This window comes from Sphingomonas sp. NIBR02145, from assembly GCF_027359115.1.
Taxonomy (GTDB): domain Bacteria; phylum Pseudomonadota; class Alphaproteobacteria; order Sphingomonadales; family Sphingomonadaceae; genus Sphingomonas; species Sphingomonas kyeonggiensis_A.
Map to the genome: position 1 here is coordinate 2,625,372 of NZ_CP114791.1, position 19,275 is coordinate 2,644,646.

At 66.7% G+C, this 19,275-nt stretch carries 23 protein-coding genes; 9 read left to right on the forward strand and 14 right to left on the reverse strand.

Features of this window, described 5'->3' with window-relative positions; genetic code table 11:
* The first annotated feature begins 23 nt into the window (after positions 1 to 23).
* Positions 24 to 638, forward strand: coding sequence for a hypothetical protein (locus O3305_RS11525; protein WP_269572701.1), 615 nt, complete (start codon positions 24 to 26; stop codon positions 636 to 638).
* On the opposite strand, the gene O3305_RS11530 is transcribed toward O3305_RS11525, so the two are convergent.
* Positions 607 to 2,061 (reverse strand): alpha/beta hydrolase, encoded by a 1,455-nt coding sequence (locus O3305_RS11530; protein ID WP_269572702.1) that lies wholly within the window; start codon positions 2,059 to 2,061, stop codon positions 607 to 609. The genes O3305_RS11525 and O3305_RS11530 overlap by 32 nt on opposite strands.
* A 129-nt stretch (positions 2,062 to 2,190) precedes the next feature.
* Between O3305_RS11530 and O3305_RS11535 the strand changes: the two genes are divergently transcribed.
* Together O3305_RS11535 and O3305_RS11540 are read left to right on the forward strand one after the other, a co-directional pair.
* Positions 2,191 to 3,471, forward strand: coding sequence for an alkaline phosphatase family protein (locus O3305_RS11535; protein ID WP_269572703.1), 1,281 nt, complete (start codon positions 2,191 to 2,193; stop codon positions 3,469 to 3,471).
* Positions 3,472 to 3,643: 172 nt separating this feature from the next.
* Entirely contained in the window at positions 3,644 to 4,099 is a 456-nt protein-coding gene (locus tag O3305_RS11540) for a MaoC family dehydratase (protein ID WP_269572704.1), read from the forward strand.
* A gap of 135 nt (positions 4,100 to 4,234) precedes the next feature.
* Here O3305_RS11540 and O3305_RS11545 read toward each other — a convergent pair whose 3' ends face one another.
* The 4 genes from O3305_RS11545 to petA form a co-directional block, all read right to left on the reverse strand.
* Positions 4,235 to 4,765 (reverse strand): adenine phosphoribosyltransferase, encoded by a 531-nt coding sequence (locus O3305_RS11545; RefSeq protein ID WP_269572705.1) that lies wholly within the window; start codon positions 4,763 to 4,765, stop codon positions 4,235 to 4,237.
* Between the two features lie 99 nt (positions 4,766 to 4,864).
* On the reverse strand, positions 4,865 to 5,701 hold the full coding sequence (locus O3305_RS11550; RefSeq protein ID WP_184169004.1) for a cytochrome c1: 837 nt from the start codon (positions 5,699 to 5,701) through the stop codon (positions 4,865 to 4,867).
* Between the two features lie 15 nt (positions 5,702 to 5,716).
* The gene (locus tag O3305_RS11555) at positions 5,717 to 6,976 is read right to left on the reverse strand and encodes a cytochrome b (protein ID WP_184169005.1); all 1,260 of its coding nucleotides are present in this window, start codon (positions 6,974 to 6,976) and stop codon (positions 5,717 to 5,719) included.
* Positions 6,977 to 6,988: 12 nt separating this feature from the next.
* The gene (petA, locus tag O3305_RS11560; RefSeq protein WP_184169006.1) at positions 6,989 to 7,537 is read right to left on the reverse strand and encodes a ubiquinol-cytochrome c reductase iron-sulfur subunit; all 549 of its coding nucleotides are present in this window, start codon (positions 7,535 to 7,537) and stop codon (positions 6,989 to 6,991) included.
* A gap of 202 nt (positions 7,538 to 7,739) precedes the next feature.
* On the opposite strand from petA, the gene O3305_RS11565 reads away from it, so the two are divergent.
* The 3 genes from O3305_RS11565 to O3305_RS11575 all read left to right on the forward strand — a co-directional run bounded on the left by O3305_RS11565 (position 7,740) and on the right by O3305_RS11575 (position 9,770).
* Positions 7,740 to 8,192, forward strand: coding sequence for a tRNA (cytidine(34)-2'-O)-methyltransferase (locus tag O3305_RS11565; RefSeq protein ID WP_269572706.1), 453 nt, complete (start codon positions 7,740 to 7,742; stop codon positions 8,190 to 8,192).
* Complete coding sequence (gene hemF / locus O3305_RS11570; protein ID WP_269572707.1) at positions 8,189 to 9,043, forward strand: oxygen-dependent coproporphyrinogen oxidase; 855 nt, start codon at positions 8,189 to 8,191, stop codon at positions 9,041 to 9,043. The genes O3305_RS11565 and hemF overlap by 4 nt, the downstream gene beginning before the upstream one ends.
* A 127-nt stretch (positions 9,044 to 9,170) precedes the next feature.
* Positions 9,171 to 9,770: a GNAT family N-acetyltransferase gene (locus tag O3305_RS11575; RefSeq protein ID WP_269572708.1), complete on the forward strand. Its 600-nt coding sequence runs from the start codon at positions 9,171 to 9,173 to the stop codon at positions 9,768 to 9,770.
* Here the strand turns inward: O3305_RS11575 and O3305_RS11580 are convergent.
* Positions 9,734 to 10,474 (reverse strand): hypothetical protein, encoded by a 741-nt coding sequence (locus O3305_RS11580; RefSeq protein ID WP_269572709.1) that lies wholly within the window; start codon positions 10,472 to 10,474, stop codon positions 9,734 to 9,736. The two genes, O3305_RS11575 and O3305_RS11580, sit on opposite strands and share 37 nt — an antisense overlap.
* Positions 10,471 to 11,304 carry a DUF7847 domain-containing protein gene (locus O3305_RS11585; RefSeq protein WP_269572710.1) on the reverse strand — a complete coding sequence of 278 codons (834 nt, stop codon included), beginning with the start codon at positions 11,302 to 11,304 and terminating at the stop codon, positions 10,471 to 10,473. Before O3305_RS11585 ends, O3305_RS11580 begins: the two co-directional genes overlap by 4 nt.
* A gap of 93 nt (positions 11,305 to 11,397) precedes the next feature.
* On the opposite strand from O3305_RS11585, the gene lipB reads away from it, so the two are divergent.
* The 3 genes from lipB to O3305_RS11600 all read left to right on the forward strand — a co-directional run bounded on the left by lipB (position 11,398) and on the right by O3305_RS11600 (position 13,265).
* Positions 11,398 to 12,042, forward strand: coding sequence for a lipoyl(octanoyl) transferase LipB (lipB, locus tag O3305_RS11590; RefSeq protein ID WP_269572711.1), 645 nt, complete (start codon positions 11,398 to 11,400; stop codon positions 12,040 to 12,042).
* 114 nt (positions 12,043 to 12,156) lie between these two features.
* Positions 12,157 to 12,393, forward strand: coding sequence for a hypothetical protein (locus O3305_RS11595; RefSeq protein WP_269572712.1), 237 nt, complete (start codon positions 12,157 to 12,159; stop codon positions 12,391 to 12,393).
* Positions 12,394 to 12,584: 191 nt separating this feature from the next.
* Positions 12,585 to 13,265: a hypothetical protein gene (locus tag O3305_RS11600; RefSeq protein WP_269572713.1), complete on the forward strand. Its 681-nt coding sequence runs from the start codon at positions 12,585 to 12,587 to the stop codon at positions 13,263 to 13,265.
* 163 nt (positions 13,266 to 13,428) lie between these two features.
* Here O3305_RS11600 and queE read toward each other — a convergent pair whose 3' ends face one another.
* From queE to O3305_RS11635, 7 genes are all read right to left on the reverse strand, one after another.
* Positions 13,429 to 14,061: a 7-carboxy-7-deazaguanine synthase gene (gene queE, locus O3305_RS11605; RefSeq protein WP_269572714.1), complete on the reverse strand. Its 633-nt coding sequence runs from the start codon at positions 14,059 to 14,061 to the stop codon at positions 13,429 to 13,431.
* Position 14,062: 1 nt separating this feature from the next.
* On the reverse strand, positions 14,063 to 14,746 hold the full coding sequence (gene queC / locus O3305_RS11610) for a 7-cyano-7-deazaguanine synthase QueC (RefSeq protein WP_269572715.1): 684 nt from the start codon (positions 14,744 to 14,746) through the stop codon (positions 14,063 to 14,065).
* Positions 14,747 to 14,909: 163 nt separating this feature from the next.
* Positions 14,910 to 15,320 carry a hypothetical protein gene (locus tag O3305_RS11615; RefSeq protein WP_269572716.1) on the reverse strand — a complete coding sequence of 137 codons (411 nt, stop codon included), beginning with the start codon at positions 15,318 to 15,320 and terminating at the stop codon, positions 14,910 to 14,912.
* A 69-nt stretch (positions 15,321 to 15,389) separates the two neighbouring features.
* Entirely contained in the window at positions 15,390 to 16,316 is a 927-nt protein-coding gene (locus O3305_RS11620; RefSeq protein WP_184169017.1) for an Hsp33 family molecular chaperone HslO, read from the reverse strand.
* A gap of 101 nt (positions 16,317 to 16,417) precedes the next feature.
* Positions 16,418 to 16,831 carry a hypothetical protein gene (locus tag O3305_RS11625; protein ID WP_269572717.1) on the reverse strand — a complete coding sequence of 138 codons (414 nt, stop codon included), beginning with the start codon at positions 16,829 to 16,831 and terminating at the stop codon, positions 16,418 to 16,420.
* A 10-nt stretch (positions 16,832 to 16,841) separates the two neighbouring features.
* On the reverse strand, positions 16,842 to 17,762 hold the full coding sequence (gene argF / locus O3305_RS11630) for an ornithine carbamoyltransferase (RefSeq protein WP_269572718.1): 921 nt from the start codon (positions 17,760 to 17,762) through the stop codon (positions 16,842 to 16,844).
* A 177-nt stretch (positions 17,763 to 17,939) separates the two neighbouring features.
* Entirely contained in the window at positions 17,940 to 19,136 is a 1,197-nt protein-coding gene (locus O3305_RS11635) for an aspartate aminotransferase family protein (protein ID WP_269572719.1), read from the reverse strand.
* Between the last annotated feature and the right edge of the window lie 139 nt (positions 19,137 to 19,275).

Here is a 19,275-nt window from a genome sequence, read left to right on the forward strand (position 1 = left end):
GGCACGCGGGCCAGATATGCGCCATGCGCCGCCCCTCCCCCGTCCCCGTCCTTCGCCAGCTGGGCATCGTCTCGGGTTTCGCGGTGGCGGGGCTGAGCCTGGCCTATCTGCTGGTACTGGCGATCGGGCTGGCGACGCTGCCCGAGCGCGACGCGCCGATCGGCCAGCCCTGGTTCGGGGCGATGGAAATACTGATCCTTTTGCTGGTGCCGTTCCTGCTCGGGCTCGCCACCGCCGTGCGCGGCACCGGGCTGGCGCCGCGCTTCACCCGGCCCGCCTTGCCCCTGATGGCCGCCGCGCTGGCGTTGACCAGCGTGGTGCATCTGTCGATCCTGGCACTTGGGGCAGAGGACGCCTTCGCCTGGCCGAGCCTGCCCTATATGCTCGACATCCTCGCCTGGGACGGCTTCTTCGCGGTTGCCGTGCTGCTGATGGCGCCGGCGTTTCGCGGCGAGGTCACAATCTACCGGCTGCTGCTCGGCAGCGGCGCACTGGCGCTGCTCGGACTGCTGGGGCCACTGAGCGGAGTGATGCCGCTGCGGATGATCGGGGTGATCGGCTATGCGCTAGTGTTCCCGATCGCGGCGGCGCTGATCGCGCGCTGGTTCAGCCGGTGGCGGCCGGCAGCGCAAAGCTGACCGGCGCGGCATCGACCCGGCCGGGCAGCGCCGGCATCGTTCCGTCGCGCAGGAAGCGCATCGTCGCCGCATCGAGATCGGGATGATCGCGCAGCAGCCGGCCATTATGCTGGCCGCGATGCACGATCAGCGTGCGGGCATTGGGAAACCAGGGCAGCACATCCACCAGATTCTCGACCGGGGTGTTGGCGTCCCAATCGCCCTGGACAAACAGGATCGGCGTCTCGTCGCGCACCGGCAGACGGAAGGCGTCGCCAAGATCGGCGGTGGGCCAAGCATCGGCGGTAGCGGCATAGGAAGCGAAATTCCACGGGCCGAGCATGTCGAGCGCCGGGTCCGCCTGGATCTGCGCCCAGCGCGCCGCAGTGACGCCGGTTGCAGTGTCGATCAACGGGCCGATCAGCGCGGTGGTGCTGGCCTTGCGGGTCTCGGCTTCCTCGGCGGCCCAGGCCTGGTAGCGGCCATGATAGGCGTCGATCACGAAGGCCGGCCATTTGCTCGCATCGACGACATGGCTGAACAGCGCGCGCTGATAGTCGCCAAGGCCCAGCACCACCTTGCCGGTGCCGGGCAGCTCGACGGTAACCGGCGCGGCGGCGAGGCGATCGCGCACCGTGCGCGCCGCCGCGATCAGCCCGCCCTTGGGGATGAAGGGCTTGAGCGCCGGATCCTGCTCGGCCTCGAAGGCGACGCGCTGCATCACCGCGAAGACATGGGCCGGCATGTCGTACCCGTTGGCGAGCGGCTCGACCAGGGAGATCAGCCCGCGCGCGACCGTGCCCGGATGGCGCTTGAGCACGGCAAAGGCCCATTGCGAGCCGAAGCTGGCGGCGGTGAGGCTGATCCGGTCATAGCCGAGCGCGCGGCGGACCGCGTCGACATCATCGGCGCATTCGGCGATCGTGTAGCCGGCCAGGTCGTGCCCCGAATTGGCGGCCACCGCCCCTTCGGCCAGCTTGCGCGTGACCGCGATCTCGTCCTCGATCCGGCTGGGCCGGTCGAGCGGGGCGGCGGGATAGCGCAGCTCGAGCATGTCGCCGCGCAGCGTGTAGCCGCGCTGTTCGACGATCACGAGGTCGTTGGTCTCGGCATGGTCGAGCCACATGCGCAGCCGGCGCTTCGCGCGCGGGCTGGGATCGCCGAGCGTGTCGAGCAGGGTGACGCCAGGGCCGCCGACGAGGAGGAAGATCGGCGGCTGGTTGCTCGGCTTCGTCGCCTTGATCCGCAGCACGCCGACCGTGATGCGCTTGCCGTCGGGCTTCGCGCGATTTTCGGGAACGGTGATCGCCCCGACCTCGTAGCGGACCGGGCTGCCGTCCGAGGCGGTCTCGGTGCCGGGGGCGAGGGTGAGCGGGCTCTGCGCCGCCGCGGGCGGTGCCGCCGCCAGGCCAACCGCGAAGACCAATCCGAGCAGCAGCCGCATCCACCCCTCCCCTGTTTCGAGCATCGTGACGCAGCCAAAATGAACGGGAGGTTAGCCGGCGATTTGCTCGTCCCGTCCCGTCGATGGTACGACTTACCGCCGCAACATTTTGCTGTCAGGGGCCCCGACATGCGCTGGTATTCGAAGATCGCCGCCGCGGCCCTTGCCGCCGTCCTCCAGGCCTGTGCCACGGCACCCGTCGCCGCACCGCCGCCCGCCGTGGCACCGGCGGTTACCGAGCAGCGCGCGCCGGTGACGATCCTCGTCTCGATCGACGGCTTCCGCAGCGATTATCTCGATCGCGGGGTGACGCCGAACCTGTCGCGGCTGGCGGGGGGCGGCGCGACCGGGATCATGCACCCGAGCTTCCCGTCCAAGACCTTCCCCAATCACTGGACGCTGGTGACCGGCCTCTATCCCGACCATCACGGCATCACCGCCAACAAGATGGAGGACACGGCGCGGCCGAAGGAAGTCTTCACCATGCAGAGCGACGACCCGTTCTGGTGGAACGAAGCGATGCCGATCTGGGTGGACGCGGAGAAGGCGGGCATCCGCACCGGTACCGAATTCTGGCCGGGATCGAACGTCGCAGTGGGCGGCGTGAAGGCCGACAAATGGCCGTACAAGATCGAAGGCGGCACGCGGCCGAGCGACTGGGCGCAGTTCAACCAGGTCATCACCGGCGAGCAGCGCGTGAACGCGATCCTCGACTGGCTGCGGCGGCCCGCTTCGATCCGGCCGAAGTTCCTGACGCTCTATTTCGACACGGTCGACAGCGCCGGCCATAGCTACGGCCCCGACGACAAGCGCACGACGGCGGCGGCTGCCGATGTCGACAAGCGGATCGGCGAGCTGGTCGACGGGCTCGCCGCCTTGGGCCAGCCGGCGAACCTGGTGATCGTCGCCGACCACGGCATGGCGCAGGTCAGCGGCAAGCGCGCCATCTCGATCAACAACCTGGTGAAGGCCGAGGATTACCATTTGGTCGAATCCGGCCCCTATCTGAGCCTGATCCCGACCCCGGGGCGCGAGGCCGTGGTCGAGAAGGCCCTGCTCGGCAAGCACGACCATTTCGAATGCTGGCGCAAGGCCGAGATCCCGGCGCGCTTCCATTACGGCACCAATCCGCGCGTGCCGGCGATCTTCTGCCTGGCCGAGACCGGCTGGCAGGTCGGCGAGAAGGATATCGATCCCGACCAGATCGGCGGCAATCACGGCTTCGACAATCTCTCGCCCGAGATGAACGCGCTGTTCGTCGCCAATGGCCCGGCCTTCCGGGCGGGGACGACGGTGCAGCCCTTCGTCAATGTCGACATCTATCCACTGCTGCGCGACCTGATCGGCCTGCCGCCCAAGGCCGGGGTGGACGGGAATGACGCGCCGTTCCGGGATGTGCTGGTTCGGTAGGTTTGAGTCATCGCCCTGGCTGCTCCCCGGCGAAAGCCGGGGTCCAGGGTCACAGGCGATACGGCAGAGAAACCCTTGGCCCCGGCGTTCGCCGGGGAACTGAAGAGATTTGACGCCCCCCTCTCACAAAGGAGGGCTTGCACCCTATCGGTTTTCATCCGAAACTGATTGCATGCTCTACTGGGAAGACATGCAGGTCGGCAAGAAGCGGAGCTTCGGCCGTTATGAGGTCACGCGCGAGGAGGTGCTCGAGTTCGCGCGCAAATATGATCCCCAGCCCTTCCATCTCGACGACGCGGCGGCGGCGCAGACGCATTTCAAGCGGCTGGCGGCGAGCGGCTGGCACACCTGCGCGATGACGATGGCGATGACGGTCGCCGAGATGTCGGTGGTACCCCAGGCGAGCCTGGGCGCGGCGGGGATCGACGAGCTGCGCTGGCTCAAGCCGGTCTATCCCGGCGACGTGCTCCGGGTCGAGACCGAGGTGCTGGAAGTGACCCCCTCGCGCAGCCGGCCCGAGATGGGCAGCCTGAAGAACCAGACCACCACCTTCAACCAGCATGACGAGCCGGTGCTGCGGTTCACCGGGCTGGTGCTGATGCGGCGGCGGCCGGCGGAGCAGGCTTAGCTCCCCTCCCTGCAAGGGAGGGGCCGGGGGTGGGTGGATGACCGCGTTACGGCCGCCATTCCACCCAGCCCAACAGTATCGCCAAGCCTCCACCCACCCCTAGCCCCTCCCTTCCAGGGAGGGGAATTCAGGGGATCAATGCCCGTCGAACGCCACCAGCGCATGCACCGCGATGCCATCGCTGCGCAGCGCGTCGGCGCCGCCCAGCTCGGGCAGGTCGACGACGAACGAGGCCTGGACGACTTCGGCACCGGCCTTCTTGAGCAGGCGCACCGCGGCACGGGCGGTGCCGCCGGTGGCGATCAGGTCGTCGACGAGCAGCACGCGGGCGCCCGGGGCCAGTGCATCGGCATGGATGGCGATCCGGTCGGTGCCGTACTCGAGCGCATAATCCTCGGCGATCGTCGCGCCCGGCAGCTTGCCGTCCTTGCGGACCAGCAGCATGCCCGCGCCGAGCTTCACCGCCAGCGCCGCGCCGAACAGGAAGCCGCGCGCCTCGATGCCCGCGACCAGGTCGATCTTGCCTTCCACGGCCGCCGCCATGCGGTCGATCGTGAGCCCCAGCCCCTCCGCATCGAGCAGCAAGGTGGTGATGTCGCGGAACATGATCCCCGGCTTGGGGAAATCGGGGATGGTCCGGATACGCTGCCGGATATCGTCATTCATCGAAACGGACCCTTCGAACACTGATCTGAACACAGCAATCCCGCCCGGGCCGAGCCAGGGCGGGATTGCGTTGCTTCGTCTTGTACCGCCGAAGCGGGATCAGTGCTTAACGCCTGCCCACACCGAGCGATAGGCGCCATAGGTCAGGAAGGCCGCAAAGATCAGGAAGCCGAGCACGGCGAAACCGGCCTGGCGGCGGGTCTCGAGCGTCGGCTCCGCGGTCCACACCAGGAAGGCCGAGACGTCCTTGGACATCTGGTCGACCGTGGCGCGGGTGCCGTCCGAATATTGCACCTGGCCGTCCTGCGTCAGGGGCGGCGGCATCGCGATGTTGAGGTTCGCGAAATAGGGGTTGAAGTGCATGCCGTCCGGCGTCTTGGCGAATTCCGGGAACTTGGCCAGCGCCTCGGCCGAGGGCTTCTTGTCGTAGCCGGTCAGCAGCGAGTGGACATAGGCCGCGCCGTCATGCCGCGCCTTGGTGATCAGGCTGAGGTCCGGCGGGGTGCCGGTGCCCGGATAATAGACCTTGGGGAAGCGATCCGAGGGCACGTTGTCACGCTCGCCCCAGGTGCCGCCCTTCTCGTCGAACACCGGCTGCTTGGTGCCCCAGTCCTTGGCGATCTTCTTCACCTCGGCCTCGCTGTAGCCCAGGTCCTTCAGGTTGCGGAAGGAGACCAGGTTGAGCGAGTGGCAGGTCGAGCAGACGTCCTTGTAGACGAGGAAGCCGCGCTGGAGCTGGGCGCGGTCGAACTTGCCGAACGGCCCGTCCGAGGCGAGCTTCAGCTCCTCCGGATGCTTGTGCATGGCGTGCTCGGCGGTTTCCGCCGGCGGTTCCTTGATGACGCCGCGGACCGAGCCGTAGAGCGCGATCAGCAGCACGACGATGAAGGCACCGCCGACCAGGAACTTGATCGATTTGATGAACAGCGAAGTCATGGTTCCTGGTCCCCCTTACGCGCCGGTCTTGGCCAGCACGGCCTCGGTGATCGAGCCCGGCAGCGGCTTCGGCGTCTCGATGCTCGAGATGATCGGCACGATGATCAGGAAGTGTGCGAAGTAATAGGCCGCCGCGATCTGGCTGACGATCACGTAGAGCGGCTCGGCCGGCGAGCCGCCGCAATAGCCGAGCACCAGCACGTCGAACACCAGCACCCAGAACGCCACCTTGTACATCGGGCGATAGGCACCCGAACGCACCGGCGACTTGTCGAGCCAGGGCAGGAAGAACAGCAGCAGGATCGAGCCGAACATCGCCAGCACGCCCCACAGCTTCGCCGGGAGGATGAAGTCCGCGGTGAAGGCGCGCAGGATCGCGTAGAACGGCCAGAAATACCATTCGGGGACGATGTGCGCCGGCGTGGAGAGCGGGTTCGCCGGGATATAGTTGTCCGGGTGGCCCAGATAGTCCGGCGCGAAGAAGATCAGCACCGAGAACAGGATCAGGAACACCACCACGCCCAGTCCGTCCTTCGCCGTGTAATACGGGTGGAACGGCACGGTATCCTGCTCGCCCTTCACTTCCACGCCGGTCGGGTTCGACGAACCCGGGATGTGGAGCGCCCAGATGTGGAGGATCACGGCGCCCGCGATCACGAAGGGCAGCAGATAGTGGAGCGAGAAGAAGCGGTTCAGCGCGGCATCGTCCGGCGCATAGCCGCCGAGCAGCCATACGCGGATCCAGTCGCCGGCCACCGGGATCGCCGAGAAGAAGCCGGTGATCACCTGCGCCCCCCAGAAGCTCATCTGCCCCCAGGGGAGCACATAGCCCATGAAGGCGGTGGCCATCAGCAGCAGGAAAATCACCACGCCGAGCAGCCACACCATCTCGCGCGGCGCCTTGTACGACCCGTAATAGAGGCCGCGGAACATGTGGATGTAGATCACCACGAAGAACATCGAGGCGCCGTTCGCGTGGGCGAAGCGCAGGAACCAGCCCGCGTTCACGTCGCGCATGATGCCCACATTCACGCTCTCGAACGCGCCTGCGGCCGAGGAGTGGAAGTGCATCGCCAGCACGATGCCGGTGATCAGCTGACAGACCAGCGCGACCCCGGCGAGCACGCCGAAGTTCCACCAGTAGTTGAGATTGCGCGGCACCGGATAGCCGGCGCCGACGGCGTTGTAGACGAAGCGCGGCAGGGGCAGACGCGAGTCCACCCACTGCATCACCGGGTTCTTAGGCTCATAATGCTTGGCCCAGGGAAAGCTCATCGCGCTCTATCCTCACCCAACCACGGCGATAGCGCCGTTGATGTTATATTTTGGAACCTCGAGGTTCTTCGGCGCCGGGCCCTGGCGGATGCGGCCGGCAGTGTCATAGGCCGAGCCATGGCAGGGGCAGAAATAGCCGCCGAACGGCCCGCGATTCTCGCCCTCGCCCGCGCCCAGCGGCACGCAGCCGAGATGGGTGCACACGCCCAGCGTGATCAGCCAGTTGGTGTGATCCTTCGCCGTGCGCTGCTCGAGCGTCTGCGGATCGCGCAGCGACGAGACAGGCACCGCGTCCGCGGCGGCGATCTCGGCCGGCGTCAGGTTGCGCACGAACAAGGGCTGCTTGCGGAAGCTGGTCTTGATCGCCATGCCCGGCTCGATCTTCGACAGGTCCACCTCGGTGGTGGACTGCGCGAGCACATCGGCCGACGGGTTCATCGAATTGACCAGCGGCAGAACCACGACGCCCGCGCCCACAGCCGCGACCGAAACGGCGGCATATTGGAGATAATCGCGACGACGGGGATTCTCGGGACCGGCCAGATCGGCTTCAATTGCCATGTTTACCCCTTGCACTTCGGACTTGCCGCGGCGAACGCGCGGACAGAACGTAAAGCTCAACACGGGCGCTAAGGGCCCCCTCGTTGCCCTTCGATGTCCCCCGAATAGGCCAGCCGAGGTGATAGACGGCGGCTGCGCGCTTCCGCAACAGCCTTTTTCAGCGGCTTGTTACGCAAGGGAATAGAACGCTAGGAGCAAAGCCATGCGACTAGCCCTGTTCGAACCCGATATTGCCGGCAATGTTGGCGCCGTGCTGCGACTTGGAGCCTGTTTCGACACGCCCGTCGACCTGATCGAGCCGATGGGATTCGCGTGGAACGACGCGGCCTTGCGCCGCGCCGCCATGGATTATGGCGGCCAGGCCGATGTCGTGCGCCATGCCGATTTCCACGCATTCGCCGAGAAGCTGCCGGACCGCGTGATCCTGTTCACCACGCGCGGATCGATTCCGCTCAACCAGGCGCGGTTCGAGCCGGGCGACACCCTGCTGTTCGGCTCCGAGGGGCGCGGCGCCCCCGATTACGTCCATGAACGCGCCGATCTCGCGGTGCGCATCCCGATCCGCGCGGGCCTGCGCTCGCTCAACCTAGCCGTGTCCGCGGGCATCTCGCTCGCCGAGGCACTGCGCCAGACCGATGGATTCCCCCCGCAATGATCGCACCCGACGAGCAGCAGCAGCGCGCCCGCGCCTGGTTCGAGGAACTGCGCACCGCGATCTGCACCGAATTCGAGGCGATCGAGGCCGAGGCCGGATCGGACGCCAGGTTCGACTATATCGCCTGGGACCGTACCGATCCCTCGGGCGAGCCCGGCGGCGGCGGCGTGCGCGGGGTGATGAAGGGCAAGGTGTTCGAGAAGGTGGGCGTGAACGTCTCCACCGTCGGCGGCAGCCTGGAGGGCGATTTCGCCAAGTCGATCCACGGCGCCGGCGAGGACCCGAAATTCTTCGCCACCGGCATCAGCCTGGTCGCGCACATGGCCAATCCGCATGTGCCGGCGGTGCACATGAACACGCGCTTCCTGACCACGACCAAGCGCTGGTTCGGTGGCGGGGCCGACCTAAATCCGCCGGTCCCGTACGAGGAAGACACCGCCGAATTCCATGCCGCGTTGCAGGCGGCCTGCGACGCGCATGACCCGGCGCATTATCCGCGCTTCAAGGCCTGGGCGGACGAGTATTTCTACATCCCCCACCGCAAGACGCATCGCGGGGTGGGCGGGATCTTCTACGATCACCTGGAAGGCGCCGGTGACGAAGGCTGGGAGGCGAATTTCGCCTTCACCCGGGATGTCGGCCGTGCGTTCCTCGACATCTATCCGCGCATCGTCCGCAAGCGGATGGGGATGGACTTCACGCCCGAGGACAAGCAGCGCCAGCTCGAATGGCGCGGCCGCTATGCCGAGTTCAACCTGATCTATGACCGGGGGACGCTGTTCGGGCTCAAGACCGGCGGCAATATCGACGCGATCCTGATGAGCCTGCCCCCGATGGCGGCGTGGTCGTGATTCACGCTGCTCTCCCTCCTCTCGTCATCCCCGCGCGGGCGGGGATCCAGGGTTGCAGAGCGACGTCCTTCGTGACTCTGGATTCCCGCCTGCGCGGAGATGACGGAGTGTGGGACAAGGCCAGCACATGGGCCTGATCCCGGTCGCCGACGACCAGATCGCCACCGTAGTCACCGCGCTCGAGATGCTGGCGCGGCCGCGGCCCCGCCCGCTGCCCGATTCGCCGCTGCGGCTGGTGCGCTGGCCGGCGCCCGACCCGGCCAAGTACCGCGCGCTGTTCCGCCGCGTCGGCGAGCCCTGGCTGTGGTTCTCGCGGCTGGTGATGGCGGAGGACCGGCTGGTCTCGATCATCCAGGACCCGAAGGTGCATGTGTTTGCGGTGGTCGACCGCGCCGGCATCGAGGTGGGCATGCTCGAGCTCGACTTCCGGGTCGAGGCGACCTGCGAGCTGGGGTTCGTGGGTCTCATTCCCGAGCTGGCCGGCAAGGGCCATGGCGGCTGGCTGATGGCGCATGCGCTGATGCTCGCCTGGACGCCCGAGGTCACCCGCGTCTGGGTGCACACCTGCACGCTCGATTCGCCCGGCGCGCTCGGCTTCTACCGCAAGCATGGCTTCGTCCCCTACAAGCGCACGGTGGAGACCTTCGCCGATCCGCGGCTGGCGGGCGCGCTGGCGGCGGATGCCGCGCCTCAGATCCCCTGCCTGGGCGCGCCGGCGAGCCGATAGGCGGCGACGCGGATCAGCGCGAGCGCGGCCCAGGCCGCCCCGCCGATCAGCGCGCTGACCAGCCACGATACCGGCGCGATCGCCTGCACGCCGCCGATCAGGCCGGCGATCGTGCCGAGGATGCCCCCGGCGATCAGCACCAGTCCCAGCGCCAGGAAGAAGATCATCGAGGCGAGGCCGAGCAGCGCGAAGCCGGTCACCCCGGCGCTGCGCCGCCAGCCTTCGCGGAAGGCGCCCAGGATTCCGATCGCGGGATCGGCCGCGAAGGCCGGGCCGGCCAGCCAGGTGCGCACCAGCATGTAGAGGCCGGGAATCACGAACAGCGACAGGCCGAAGGAAAAGAGCAGCCCGGCGATCGTGTTGAGCACGAAGAAGGCGCCGAAGCGCTTGAGCGCGAGCAGCAGCACCTGCCCCAGGGTGCGGCCGTCACCGCGCAGGAACAGGTTGAAGATCGCGAAGCTGCCGAAATCCATCACCAGGCTGATCGCCAGGATGGTCAGCAGGTTTGCGTCGTAAAAGGCCATGATGGCCTCGCGCAGCTTCTCGGCGTCCTGGGTGGCGGGCAGCTGCAGCCCCGATACGAGCAGCACCGCGCCGAGCATCGGCACGACGAAGAACATGCCCGCCAGGGCGATCAGCAGCTCGCGCTCGGCGCGGAACAGGGAGACGGCATCGAGGAAGATGCCGCGGCTGGTGAGGCTCATGCGAGGATCAGCCCCTCGCGAAGCCCGGCCTCGGCCGTGAGCGCGAGATAGAGCTTGGCGGCGAAGGCCGGGACCAGCACGGTGAAGCCGGTCTGCACCGCGGCGACGACGATCGAGGTGAGCACCCCGGCCAGCGAGATGCCGTCGGCCGCGCCGCCAGCGACCAGGGCGAAGATGCTGCCGAACACCATGTTGGCGGCCAGGATCGAGACCCAGGAGACCAGTGCGTAGAGCAGGATCACTCCGATCAGCGCCCAGGTCCTGCCGCGGGTGAGCTTCCACGACTGGCGCAGCGCCGAGAACATCCGCTTCTCGCGCACGATCACCGCATTGGTGACGAACAGGCGCGCGCCGAGCCACAGGATCAGCGCGACCAGCACCAGCAGGTAGAGCGCGATGCCGCCTGCCATCTGGGTGCTGAGCGAAGTCAGCTCGCCCCGCGCGATCGCCATCATGTCATAGCCGGCGAGCTGGAGCGCGATCGGGATCGGCATGGCGAGCACGAACATGCCGACGAACAGCGCGACCGAGACGATCAACGCCGGCAGCAGCCGCGCCCGGCCGATCGCGCCTGCGCCACGCGCCTCCGCCATGTCGAGCGCCATCGCGGTGATGGTGAGCGATCCCCAGAGCGACAGGATGCCGAAGGCGAGCTGGACGAGATAGAGCGACAGGACCAGCCCGGGGCCGGCGCTGGCCTTGGCCGCCTGGAAGCTGCCCTCGATCGAGGCGGGCACGAAAAAGGCGAGCAGCGCCACCGGCAGGATCGCCCCCAGATTGTCGCTCAGAAACTCCGCCGTCCGATCCCAGACGGTGCCCATCTTCGCCATGCGCCCGATGTCCTCCCTTTGCCGGGGTGTTAGCCCGCGCGCAGTTTATTGCCAATGCTTGCGGAATCGCCCGCGGATGCGCAATTCGCACGCATGACCAAGGATATCGAATGGCGGGTCGCGCCGGAGCCGATCGAATATGGCGCCGCGCTCGCCGAAATGGAGGCGCATGTCGCCGCGCTGACCGCCGGCACCGCCCCCGAACGGATCTGGCTGCTCGAGCATCCGCCCGTCTACACCGCCGGCACCAGCGCCACCGATGACAGCGAGCTGGTCGATGCGGCGCGCTTCCCGGTGTTCCGCACCGGGCGTGGCGGGCGCTACACCTATCACGGGCCCGGCCAGCGCATCGGATATCTGATGCTCGACCTGCGGAACCGGAAGCGCGACGTGCGCGGCTATGTCCATGCCGTCGAGGGCTGGGTGATCGCGGCGCTGGGCGAACTGGGGATCGAAGCGTTCCGCGCGGAGGGCAGGATCGGCATCTGGACGCTCGACCAGGCCGGCCAGGAAGCCAAGATCGGCGCGATCGGCGTGCGGCTGCGCCAATGGGTGACGATGCACGGCTTTGCGATCAACCTGTCGCCGAACCTCAATGATTTCAATGGGATTGTACCCTGTGGCATCCCCGATTTCCCGGTCACCAGCGCCGAGGCGCTCGGCAGGCCGGTTACGCCCGGGCAATTCGATTCGGCACTGCGCGCCACATTTTTGCCATTTTTGAACGCTCTCTCGTGAGCGCAGGTCAAATCGAGTCTTGAGGGGTTTGCCCGAACCGTCTAATGTCCACTCCGGTTTGGGTATTAAACGGCGTATCCGTAATCCAGATCCATAATCTAGGGAGCTTTCTACATGCGTGCAGTCATTTCGAAGATCGTTGCAGGTTCGATGATCGCCGGCGCGGCCCTCCTGGCCTCGGCGTGCACCAGCAACGAGTCGACCAACGTGACCAACACCACCGAAGTCGTTCCGACCGAGAACGTGACCACCGACACGATGGTCACCAACATCGACGCCGCCGCCACCGAGAACGGCGCCGTGGTCGAGAACACCACCACCGTGACCACCAACACCACCAACGCGATGTAATTCGCGCTCGGTCGAGTGTTTGATGAAAGGGCCGTCCGGGCGACCGGGCGGCCTTTTTCTTTATGCTTTTCCTATGCTTTTGCGATGAAATGCCGCGATGGCACGGATGGACGGCAAAAAGGGGCTTCAACGCGGACTCGGAACACCGTAACCCGTTGCCACGGGGTTAACTGGTAGTTTTCGAGGGCAGCATGTTTGCTTCGCGTATCGCATTGATGCTGGCCGGGGGGATCGGCCTGTTCGTTTCCGCACCGGCTTCGGCGCAGTTCTTCCTCAAGCCCGCCAATCTGGAGAGCGGGCGCGTGACCGGTTCCGAGCCGGGCATGACCGGCCCGGCGCTGCCTGGCGCCACCCCGGTCGAGCTGCAGGCCGCGCTCGCCTGGAACCTGCGCGCCGCGCTGAACGTCGCCGCGCTCCAGTGCCAGTTCGAACCGACGCTGCTTTCGGTCGACAATTACAATTCGCTGATCAAGGATCACGCGATCGAGCTGCGGGACTCATACGCTACGCTCGAGAAATATTTTGCAAGAACGTACAAGAACAAGAAGCAGGGCCAGCTTGAACTCGACAAGTATGGCACCCGCATCTATTCGGGCTTCTCGACTGTTCAGGGCCAGCTTTCTTTCTGCCAGACTGCCGCCGCAATCGGCCATGATGCGGTGTTCGTGAAGCCTGGCAAGTTCAGCGAACTGGCGCAGGACCGCATCAAGGAACTGCGCGCGAGCCTCGGCCCCTGGGGCGAGCAATATCGCCCGTCGGGCTATGTCGTCACCGGCATGTACGGCGTGAAGCTGCCGCCCTTCGGCAACGACAAGTGCTGGAAGAAGGGCCAGTACCAGGTCAAGAAGTGCGGCCCGCTGCTGCTCAACTGAGCTAGGCCAGCCCGCTCGGCAAATTTCGTCACCCCGGCCCTGTGCCGGGGCCCACTGGGCCTCTTACACATCGCTTCGAGCCCCTTGCTGCTCGCCTGCCTCGCGGTGGATCCCGGCACAAGGCCGGGATGACGGCTGGGGGCAGAGGCAACCGCCGGGAAAGTTACCGCAGCCCCAGCATCTTGTGCGTCTGCAGCGTCAGCCGCCATTTCGGCCGTTCCATCGCGAAGGCGATCGCGGCCTCGATATTCTCCTGCGCCGCTGCGCTGTCCATCGGCTGGATCAGGAAATTGGCGAAGTCCCAGCCCTCGATCGCCGCGACATCGGTGCCCGGCTGCGGCCAGACCAGCTTGAGCTCGTCGCCCGAGCGCTGGACGACCTCGCTGCCCGCCTTGGGGCTGATGCACACCCAGTCGATGCCGGGATGCGCGGGAAGCGTGCCGTTGCTCTCGATCGCGATGCGGAAACCGCGGGCGTGGAGCGCATCGACCAGTGCGTCATCGACCTGCAGCATCGGCTCGCCGCCGGTGAGCACGACGAAGCGCTTCTCCGCCCCCTCGCCCCAGAAGCCGAGCACGGCGTCGGCCAGCGCATCGGCCGTGGCGAACTTGCCGCCGCCCAGACCGTCGGTGCCGACGAACTCGGTGTCGCAGAACTGGCAGATCGCACTGGCGCGGTCCTGCTCGCGGCCGGTCCACAGATTGCAGCCGGCGAAGCGGACGAACACCGCGCGGGCGCCGGCATTTACCCCCTCGCCCTGCAGCGTGAGGAACATTTCCTTGACGCTATAGGTCACGTCAGGCCCTCGTTGCGTACTTCGTCGGATCGGCGATGCCCGCCTCTTCGAATCCCTTGGACCGCAACCGGCAACTGTCGCACAGCCCGCAATGCACGCCACCCGGCGCCGGATCATAGCAGGACCAGCTGAGCCCCATGTCGAGCCCGAGCCGCGTGCCCTCGCGGACGATATCGGCCTTGGTCATGTGCTGGAGCGGGGCGCGGATATGGAAGGGCTCGCCCTCCACCCCGGCCTTGGTCGCCAGTTCGGCGAGCCGCTCGAAGCCCTCGATGAACTCGGGGCGGCAATCGGGATAGCCCGAATAATCGAGCGCGTTGACGCCGATATAGATGTCGCGGGCGCCCGAAGCCTCGGCCCAGCCGAGGGCGAGGCTGAGGAAGATGGTGTTGCGCGCGGGCACATAGGTGACCGGGATATCGTCGCCCACACCGTCCTTCGGCACGTCGATATCGGCGGTGAGCGCCGAGCCGCCGAACGCGCGCAGGTCCATCGGCATCACCACATGGCGCTCGGCGCCCAGGGTGGCGGCGATGCGGCGCGCGGCGGCCAGCTCGACCTGGTGACGCTGGTTATAGTCGAAGGAAAGCGCGAACAGGCGATGCCCCGCCTCGCGCGCGAGCGCGGCGGAGATCATCGAATCGAGTCCGCCGGAAACCAGTACAATTGCAACGCTGTCGGTCATCGACGCGACCTACTCCGGTTTTTGCTGCATGGCAAAAACGACGCAAAATGGGCCGCCCGAGAGCGGCCCAGTTTATTGGGAAAACCCATGCCAGAGAGGAAAGTGCTCACGAGGAGCGATGCCACGGTAGCCCGGTAGCTGTGAAAGAAGCGTTAAGCCCGGTTCAGCCGCAGCTGCCGGGCGCGCGACGCCCTTCATATTCCTGCTCGAAGGGTGCACCATCCAGCACGCCCTGGGTTTCGATGCGGACCAGCCGCGGCGTCTCAACGGTTACCGTGGTGCGGCCCTTGCCGCGGCCGGTGCAGGTATAGACCACTGTCGCCTGGTGCGTGTCCTGGCTGACGACGAACTGCTCGCACGGTGCCGGGCCATGAGCGATCTGGATGAAGCTGTTCGGATTGGTGAAGCAGACCTTGCGCTCGGTGCCCAGCCGCTCCTTGAGCAGCCACTGGCCACGCTCGATCTGCGTCAGGACCGACTGGGCTGCGGCGCGATGCGCCACCGCCGAGCCATCCCCGACCATCAACAGTGACGCGCCGGCAAGTGCCGCGCACATCATACGCCTGAACAACATCACAAGGTCCTCCCGTCACGGCCCCGGAGGCCCGCGCCCTTCGCACCGATATGGCGGTGTTGCAGCGAATTACAACGCCGGTGGAACGAAATCGCTGAGGTGAATCGAGAACTTGCTGGAGCAGAATGCGCAGTCGACGGTGATCACGCCGTTCTCGTCAGCCATTTCCGCGCGCTCCTCCTCGGGGAACTTGGAGAGCACCTGGGTGATATAATCCCCGTCGCAGCGGCAATTGTTGGCGAGCGTCGAATCGGAGAGGATGCGCACCTCTTCCTCCTCGTTGAACAGCCGCCAGACCAGGGACTCGAGCGGGATCGCCGGATCGGCGAGCTCGTCCACCCCCATGGTCATGCCGAGCGCCTCGACATGCTCCCACTCGGGATGATCCATGCGTGCATGCAGCCGCTCGCGCCCGGCCTCTCCCTCCGGCAGATGCTGGAGGAACAGGCCGCCCGCGACCCACTGGCCGCTGGTCTTGTCACGCTGGGCACCCAGGCGGACCACGGTCGGGATCTGCTCGGACTGGAGGAAATAGCTCTGTGCCGCCTCGGCCAGCGAGGCGGTATCGAGCGGCACGATGCCCTGGTAGCGCTCATTGGTGGCCGGCTGGTCGAAAGTCACCGCCAGATGCCCCTTGTTGAACAGGGCGAACAGCGACGGATTTTTGCCCAGCTGGGACAAGCGGAGGGAATCGAACTGCACATAGCCGCGCAGGTCACCATTCTTGTAATCGCACACCAACAAGTTGACGATTCCGCCCTGGGTCTGCGCTTGGAGCGTCAACTGGCCCTGCGCGTCCTTGAGCGTCGTGCCGAGCAGCGCGGCGAGCGTCAGCGCCTCGGCCAGCAGCCGCTCGATCACCGGGGGATAGGCATGCGCCGCCAGGATCTCGTCCAGCGCCGGCCCCAGCCGCGTGACGCGGCCACGGGTGTGGCGAGCCGGAATGGTGAAGCCGACCGCGCGATCGAGGTCGGTGGTGGGGGCGGTGTTGGTCACGTCGAAATCCTCGCTGCCCGGCGCATAGGCCGGGATGCCGCATGTGGCACGTATTTTCGGAAAGTTGCGCGCTATGTAGGGCGCCGCGGCGCCGAAGCAACTCAGCCGGCCTGCCCGCGCTCGCGGTGCATGAACCGCGTTAACCAATCGCCGCTCACCAGCGCCACGCCGACCGCCAGCGCCAGCATGCCCAGCAGCCACGCGCCGGCGCCGATCAGGACGCGGTCGTCGATCTCCGGATAGTTCGGGACATAGTCGGGCCGCGTCACCCAGACGACCAGCGAGCAGGCCGAGCTGAGCAGGACAAGCCAGATCCCCAGCCGCTGCACCCAGCTTCCACGGCGATCGAAACGCGTCAGCACCAGCACCGCCAGCGGCGCCAGCGCACCACCGTCCCAGTTGAACTCGATATGGGCCAGCGCCCGCGCCAGCGGCACCCCGCCGAGCAGGAACCAGGCCCAGCGGACAAGCTGCGCCACCAGCAGAAGCGCGGCCGTGATCCGGATCGCGGTCACGGCCAGTACCTCAGCCGATCTGGCCGAAACACCAGCGCAGCACCGCCTTTTGCGCATGGAGACGGTTTTCCGCCTCCTGCCAGATCAGCGACTGCGGCCCGTCGATCACCGCGTCGACCACTTCCTCACCGCGGTGCGCGGGCAGGCAGTGGAGGAACTTCGCGTTCGGCTTCGCGGCGGTCATCAGCGCCTCGGTCACCTGGAACGGCATCATCGCGGCGAGCTTGGTCTCGGCATGGGCCTGGCCCATCGAGATCCAGGTATCGGTGACGATGATGTCCGCGCCTTCCACCGCTTCCTGCGGCGTGCCGACCACCTTTGCCCGGCCCTTGCCGCGCGCAAGGTCCTCGTCGCTGGGCTGATAGCCCTGCGGACAGGCGGCGACCACGTCGAAGCCCATCAGCCCACCGGCCTCCATGATCGAGGCGAGGACGTTGTTGCCGTCGCCCAGCCACGCGACCTTGAGCCCCGGCAGCACGAAGCCGGCCTCGAGGATCGTCTCCATGTCCGCCATGATCTGGCAGGGATGCGAGGCATCGGTGAGGCCGTTGATTACCGGCACGCTGGCATATTTCGCCATGTCGACCACCTTCTGGTGATCATCGGTGCGGATCATGATCGCGTCGCAATAGCCCGAGAGGATGCGCGCGGTATCGGCGATCGTCTCGCCGCGGCCGAGCTGCATGCTGCCGGCGTCCATCACGATCGAGGTGCCGCCCAATTGGCGGATCGCCATGTCGAACGAGACGCGGGTCCGGGTCGAGTTCTTCTCGAACACCATCGCGAGGACGTGGCCGGCGAGCGGGGCGTCGGCATCGACCTTGCCCTTGGGCCAGCCGGCGCGCGCCTGCTTGCGGGCGATCGCATCGTCGAGCATCGCCTGGATGCCGGCGGTGCCGGCGTCGGACAGATCAAGGAAATGGCGGGTCATATTCAAATCCTCCCCCAGCTCGCCTGGGGGAGGGGGACCGCCGGCCGAAGGCCGGTGGTGGAGAGGCTGCGCCGAAGGCGCGGAAGGCCGCTCCATATCCACGCCGCTGCGCGGCGCCCCTCCACCATGCTACGCATGGTCCCCCTCCCCGAGACAAGCTCGGGGAGGAATGGTTCTTCAGTCATCGCTCGGCGGGGCGAACGAACGCGCGCCTTCGCTCAGGCGCTCGATGCACTCGGCGATATGGTCCTCGTTGATCACCAGCGGCGGCAGCACGCGGAACACGTTCTCGCCGGCGGCGACGGTCAGCAGCCCGTGATTGTCGCGCAGATGCGCCACGAAATCGCGGCTGACCACCGAGTCCTTCATCTTGATGCCGAGCATCAGGCCCTTGCCGCGGATCTCCTCGAACAGGTGATCGTGATTGGGGATCATCTGCTCGAACGCCTGGCGCAGGCGGTCGCCCATCTTCTCGACATGCGGCAGGAAGTCGGGCTCGAGCATCACGTCGAGCACCGCCTGGCCGGCCGCCATGGCGAGCGGGTTGCCGCCATAGGTGGAGCCGTGCGTGCCGATCACCATGCCCTTGGCAGCTTCCTCGGTCGCCAGGCAGGCGCCGAGCGGGAAACCGCCACCGATGCCCTTGGCCACGGTCATGATGTCCGGCGTGATGCCGTAATGCTCATAGGCCCACATCTTGCCGGTGCGGCCATAGCCGCACTGGATCTCGTCGAGGATGAGCAGCAGGCCATGCTCGTCGCACGCCTTGCGCAGGCCCTGGATGAATTCCGGGGTGCCCGCGGTCATGCCGCCTTCGCCCTGCACCGTCTCGACCAGGAAGCCGGCGGTCTCGCCGTCGATCTTGGCGAGCGCGCCCTCCAGATCGTTGAACTTCACATAGTCGAAGCCCGGCAGCAGCGGCTCGAAGCCGTCGCGCATCTTGGGCTGGTCGGTCGCCGAGATCGCGCCGATCGAACGGCCATGGAAGGCGTTCTTGAAGGTGATCAGCTTGTGGCGCTGCGGGTTGCCGTTGACATAGTGATAGCGGCGCGCGGTCTTGATCGCGCACTCGATCGCCTCGACTCCCGAATTGGTGAAGAACACCGTGTCGGCGAAGCTGACGTCGATGATCCGCTGGGCCAGCGCCTCGCCCTGGGGCGAGCCGTAGAGGTTCGACACATGCATCAGCGTGGCGACCTGGTCCTGCAGCACCTTGGTCAGGTGCGGATGGCCATGGCCGAGCGCGTTGACCGCGATGCCCGCGGCGAAGTCCAGATACTGCTCGCCGCGCTCGCCATAGAGATACACCCCCTCGCCTCGCACCGGCCGCACAGCGCACCGCGGGTAAACGGGCATGAGCGGGGTGATAGTCATGGGAACATACTCCTCTAGGAAAAGCTCGAAACGAGACTCCAGAAACGACAAAGGGCGGCCTATCGGGACCGCCCGAGGCGGGTGTTTACGTGGGGTGGCCGGGAGAGGTCAATAATCGTTTGGGCGAAGGGCATGCCGG

Coding starts and splice junctions, on each gene's coding strand:
- O3305_RS11595 (WP_269572712.1), top strand. CDS start 12,157: ATGCGTGCAGTCATTTCGAAGATCGTTGCAGGTTCGATGATCGCCGGC.
- O3305_RS11600 (WP_269572713.1), top strand. CDS start 12,585: ATGTTTGCTTCGCGTATCGCATTGATGCTGGCCGGGGGGATCGGCCTG.
- O3305_RS11580 (WP_269572709.1), bottom strand. CDS start 10,474: ATGAGCCTCACCAGCCGCGGCATCTTCCTCGATGCCGTCTCCCTGTTC.
- O3305_RS11530 (WP_269572702.1), bottom strand. CDS start 2,061: ATGCGGCTGCTGCTCGGATTGGTCTTCGCGGTTGGCCTGGCGGCGGCA.
- O3305_RS11555 (WP_184169005.1), bottom strand. CDS start 6,976: ATGAGCTTTCCCTGGGCCAAGCATTATGAGCCTAAGAACCCGGTGATG.
- O3305_RS11550 (WP_184169004.1), bottom strand. CDS start 5,701: ATGACTTCGCTGTTCATCAAATCGATCAAGTTCCTGGTCGGCGGTGCC.
- queC (WP_269572715.1), bottom strand. CDS start 14,746: ATGACCGACAGCGTTGCAATTGTACTGGTTTCCGGCGGACTCGATTCG.
- O3305_RS11565 (WP_269572706.1), top strand. CDS start 7,740: ATGCGACTAGCCCTGTTCGAACCCGATATTGCCGGCAATGTTGGCGCC.
- O3305_RS11525 (WP_269572701.1), top strand. CDS start 24: ATGCGCCGCCCCTCCCCCGTCCCCGTCCTTCGCCAGCTGGGCATCGTC.
- O3305_RS11535 (WP_269572703.1), top strand. CDS start 2,191: ATGCGCTGGTATTCGAAGATCGCCGCCGCGGCCCTTGCCGCCGTCCTC.
- petA (WP_184169006.1), bottom strand. CDS start 7,537: ATGGCAATTGAAGCCGATCTGGCCGGTCCCGAGAATCCCCGTCGTCGC.
- O3305_RS11575 (WP_269572708.1), top strand. CDS start 9,171: ATGGGCCTGATCCCGGTCGCCGACGACCAGATCGCCACCGTAGTCACC.
- O3305_RS11585 (WP_269572710.1), bottom strand. CDS start 11,304: ATGGCGAAGATGGGCACCGTCTGGGATCGGACGGCGGAGTTTCTGAGC.
- argF (WP_269572718.1), bottom strand. CDS start 17,762: ATGACCCGCCATTTCCTTGATCTGTCCGACGCCGGCACCGCCGGCATC.
- O3305_RS11545 (WP_269572705.1), bottom strand. CDS start 4,765: ATGAATGACGATATCCGGCAGCGTATCCGGACCATCCCCGATTTCCCC.
- O3305_RS11615 (WP_269572716.1), bottom strand. CDS start 15,320: ATGTTGTTCAGGCGTATGATGTGCGCGGCACTTGCCGGCGCGTCACTG.
- O3305_RS11635 (WP_269572719.1), bottom strand. CDS start 19,136: ATGACTATCACCCCGCTCATGCCCGTTTACCCGCGGTGCGCTGTGCGG.
- hemF (WP_269572707.1), top strand. CDS start 8,189: ATGATCGCACCCGACGAGCAGCAGCAGCGCGCCCGCGCCTGGTTCGAG.
- O3305_RS11540 (WP_269572704.1), top strand. CDS start 3,644: ATGCTCTACTGGGAAGACATGCAGGTCGGCAAGAAGCGGAGCTTCGGC.
- lipB (WP_269572711.1), top strand. CDS start 11,398: ATGACCAAGGATATCGAATGGCGGGTCGCGCCGGAGCCGATCGAATAT.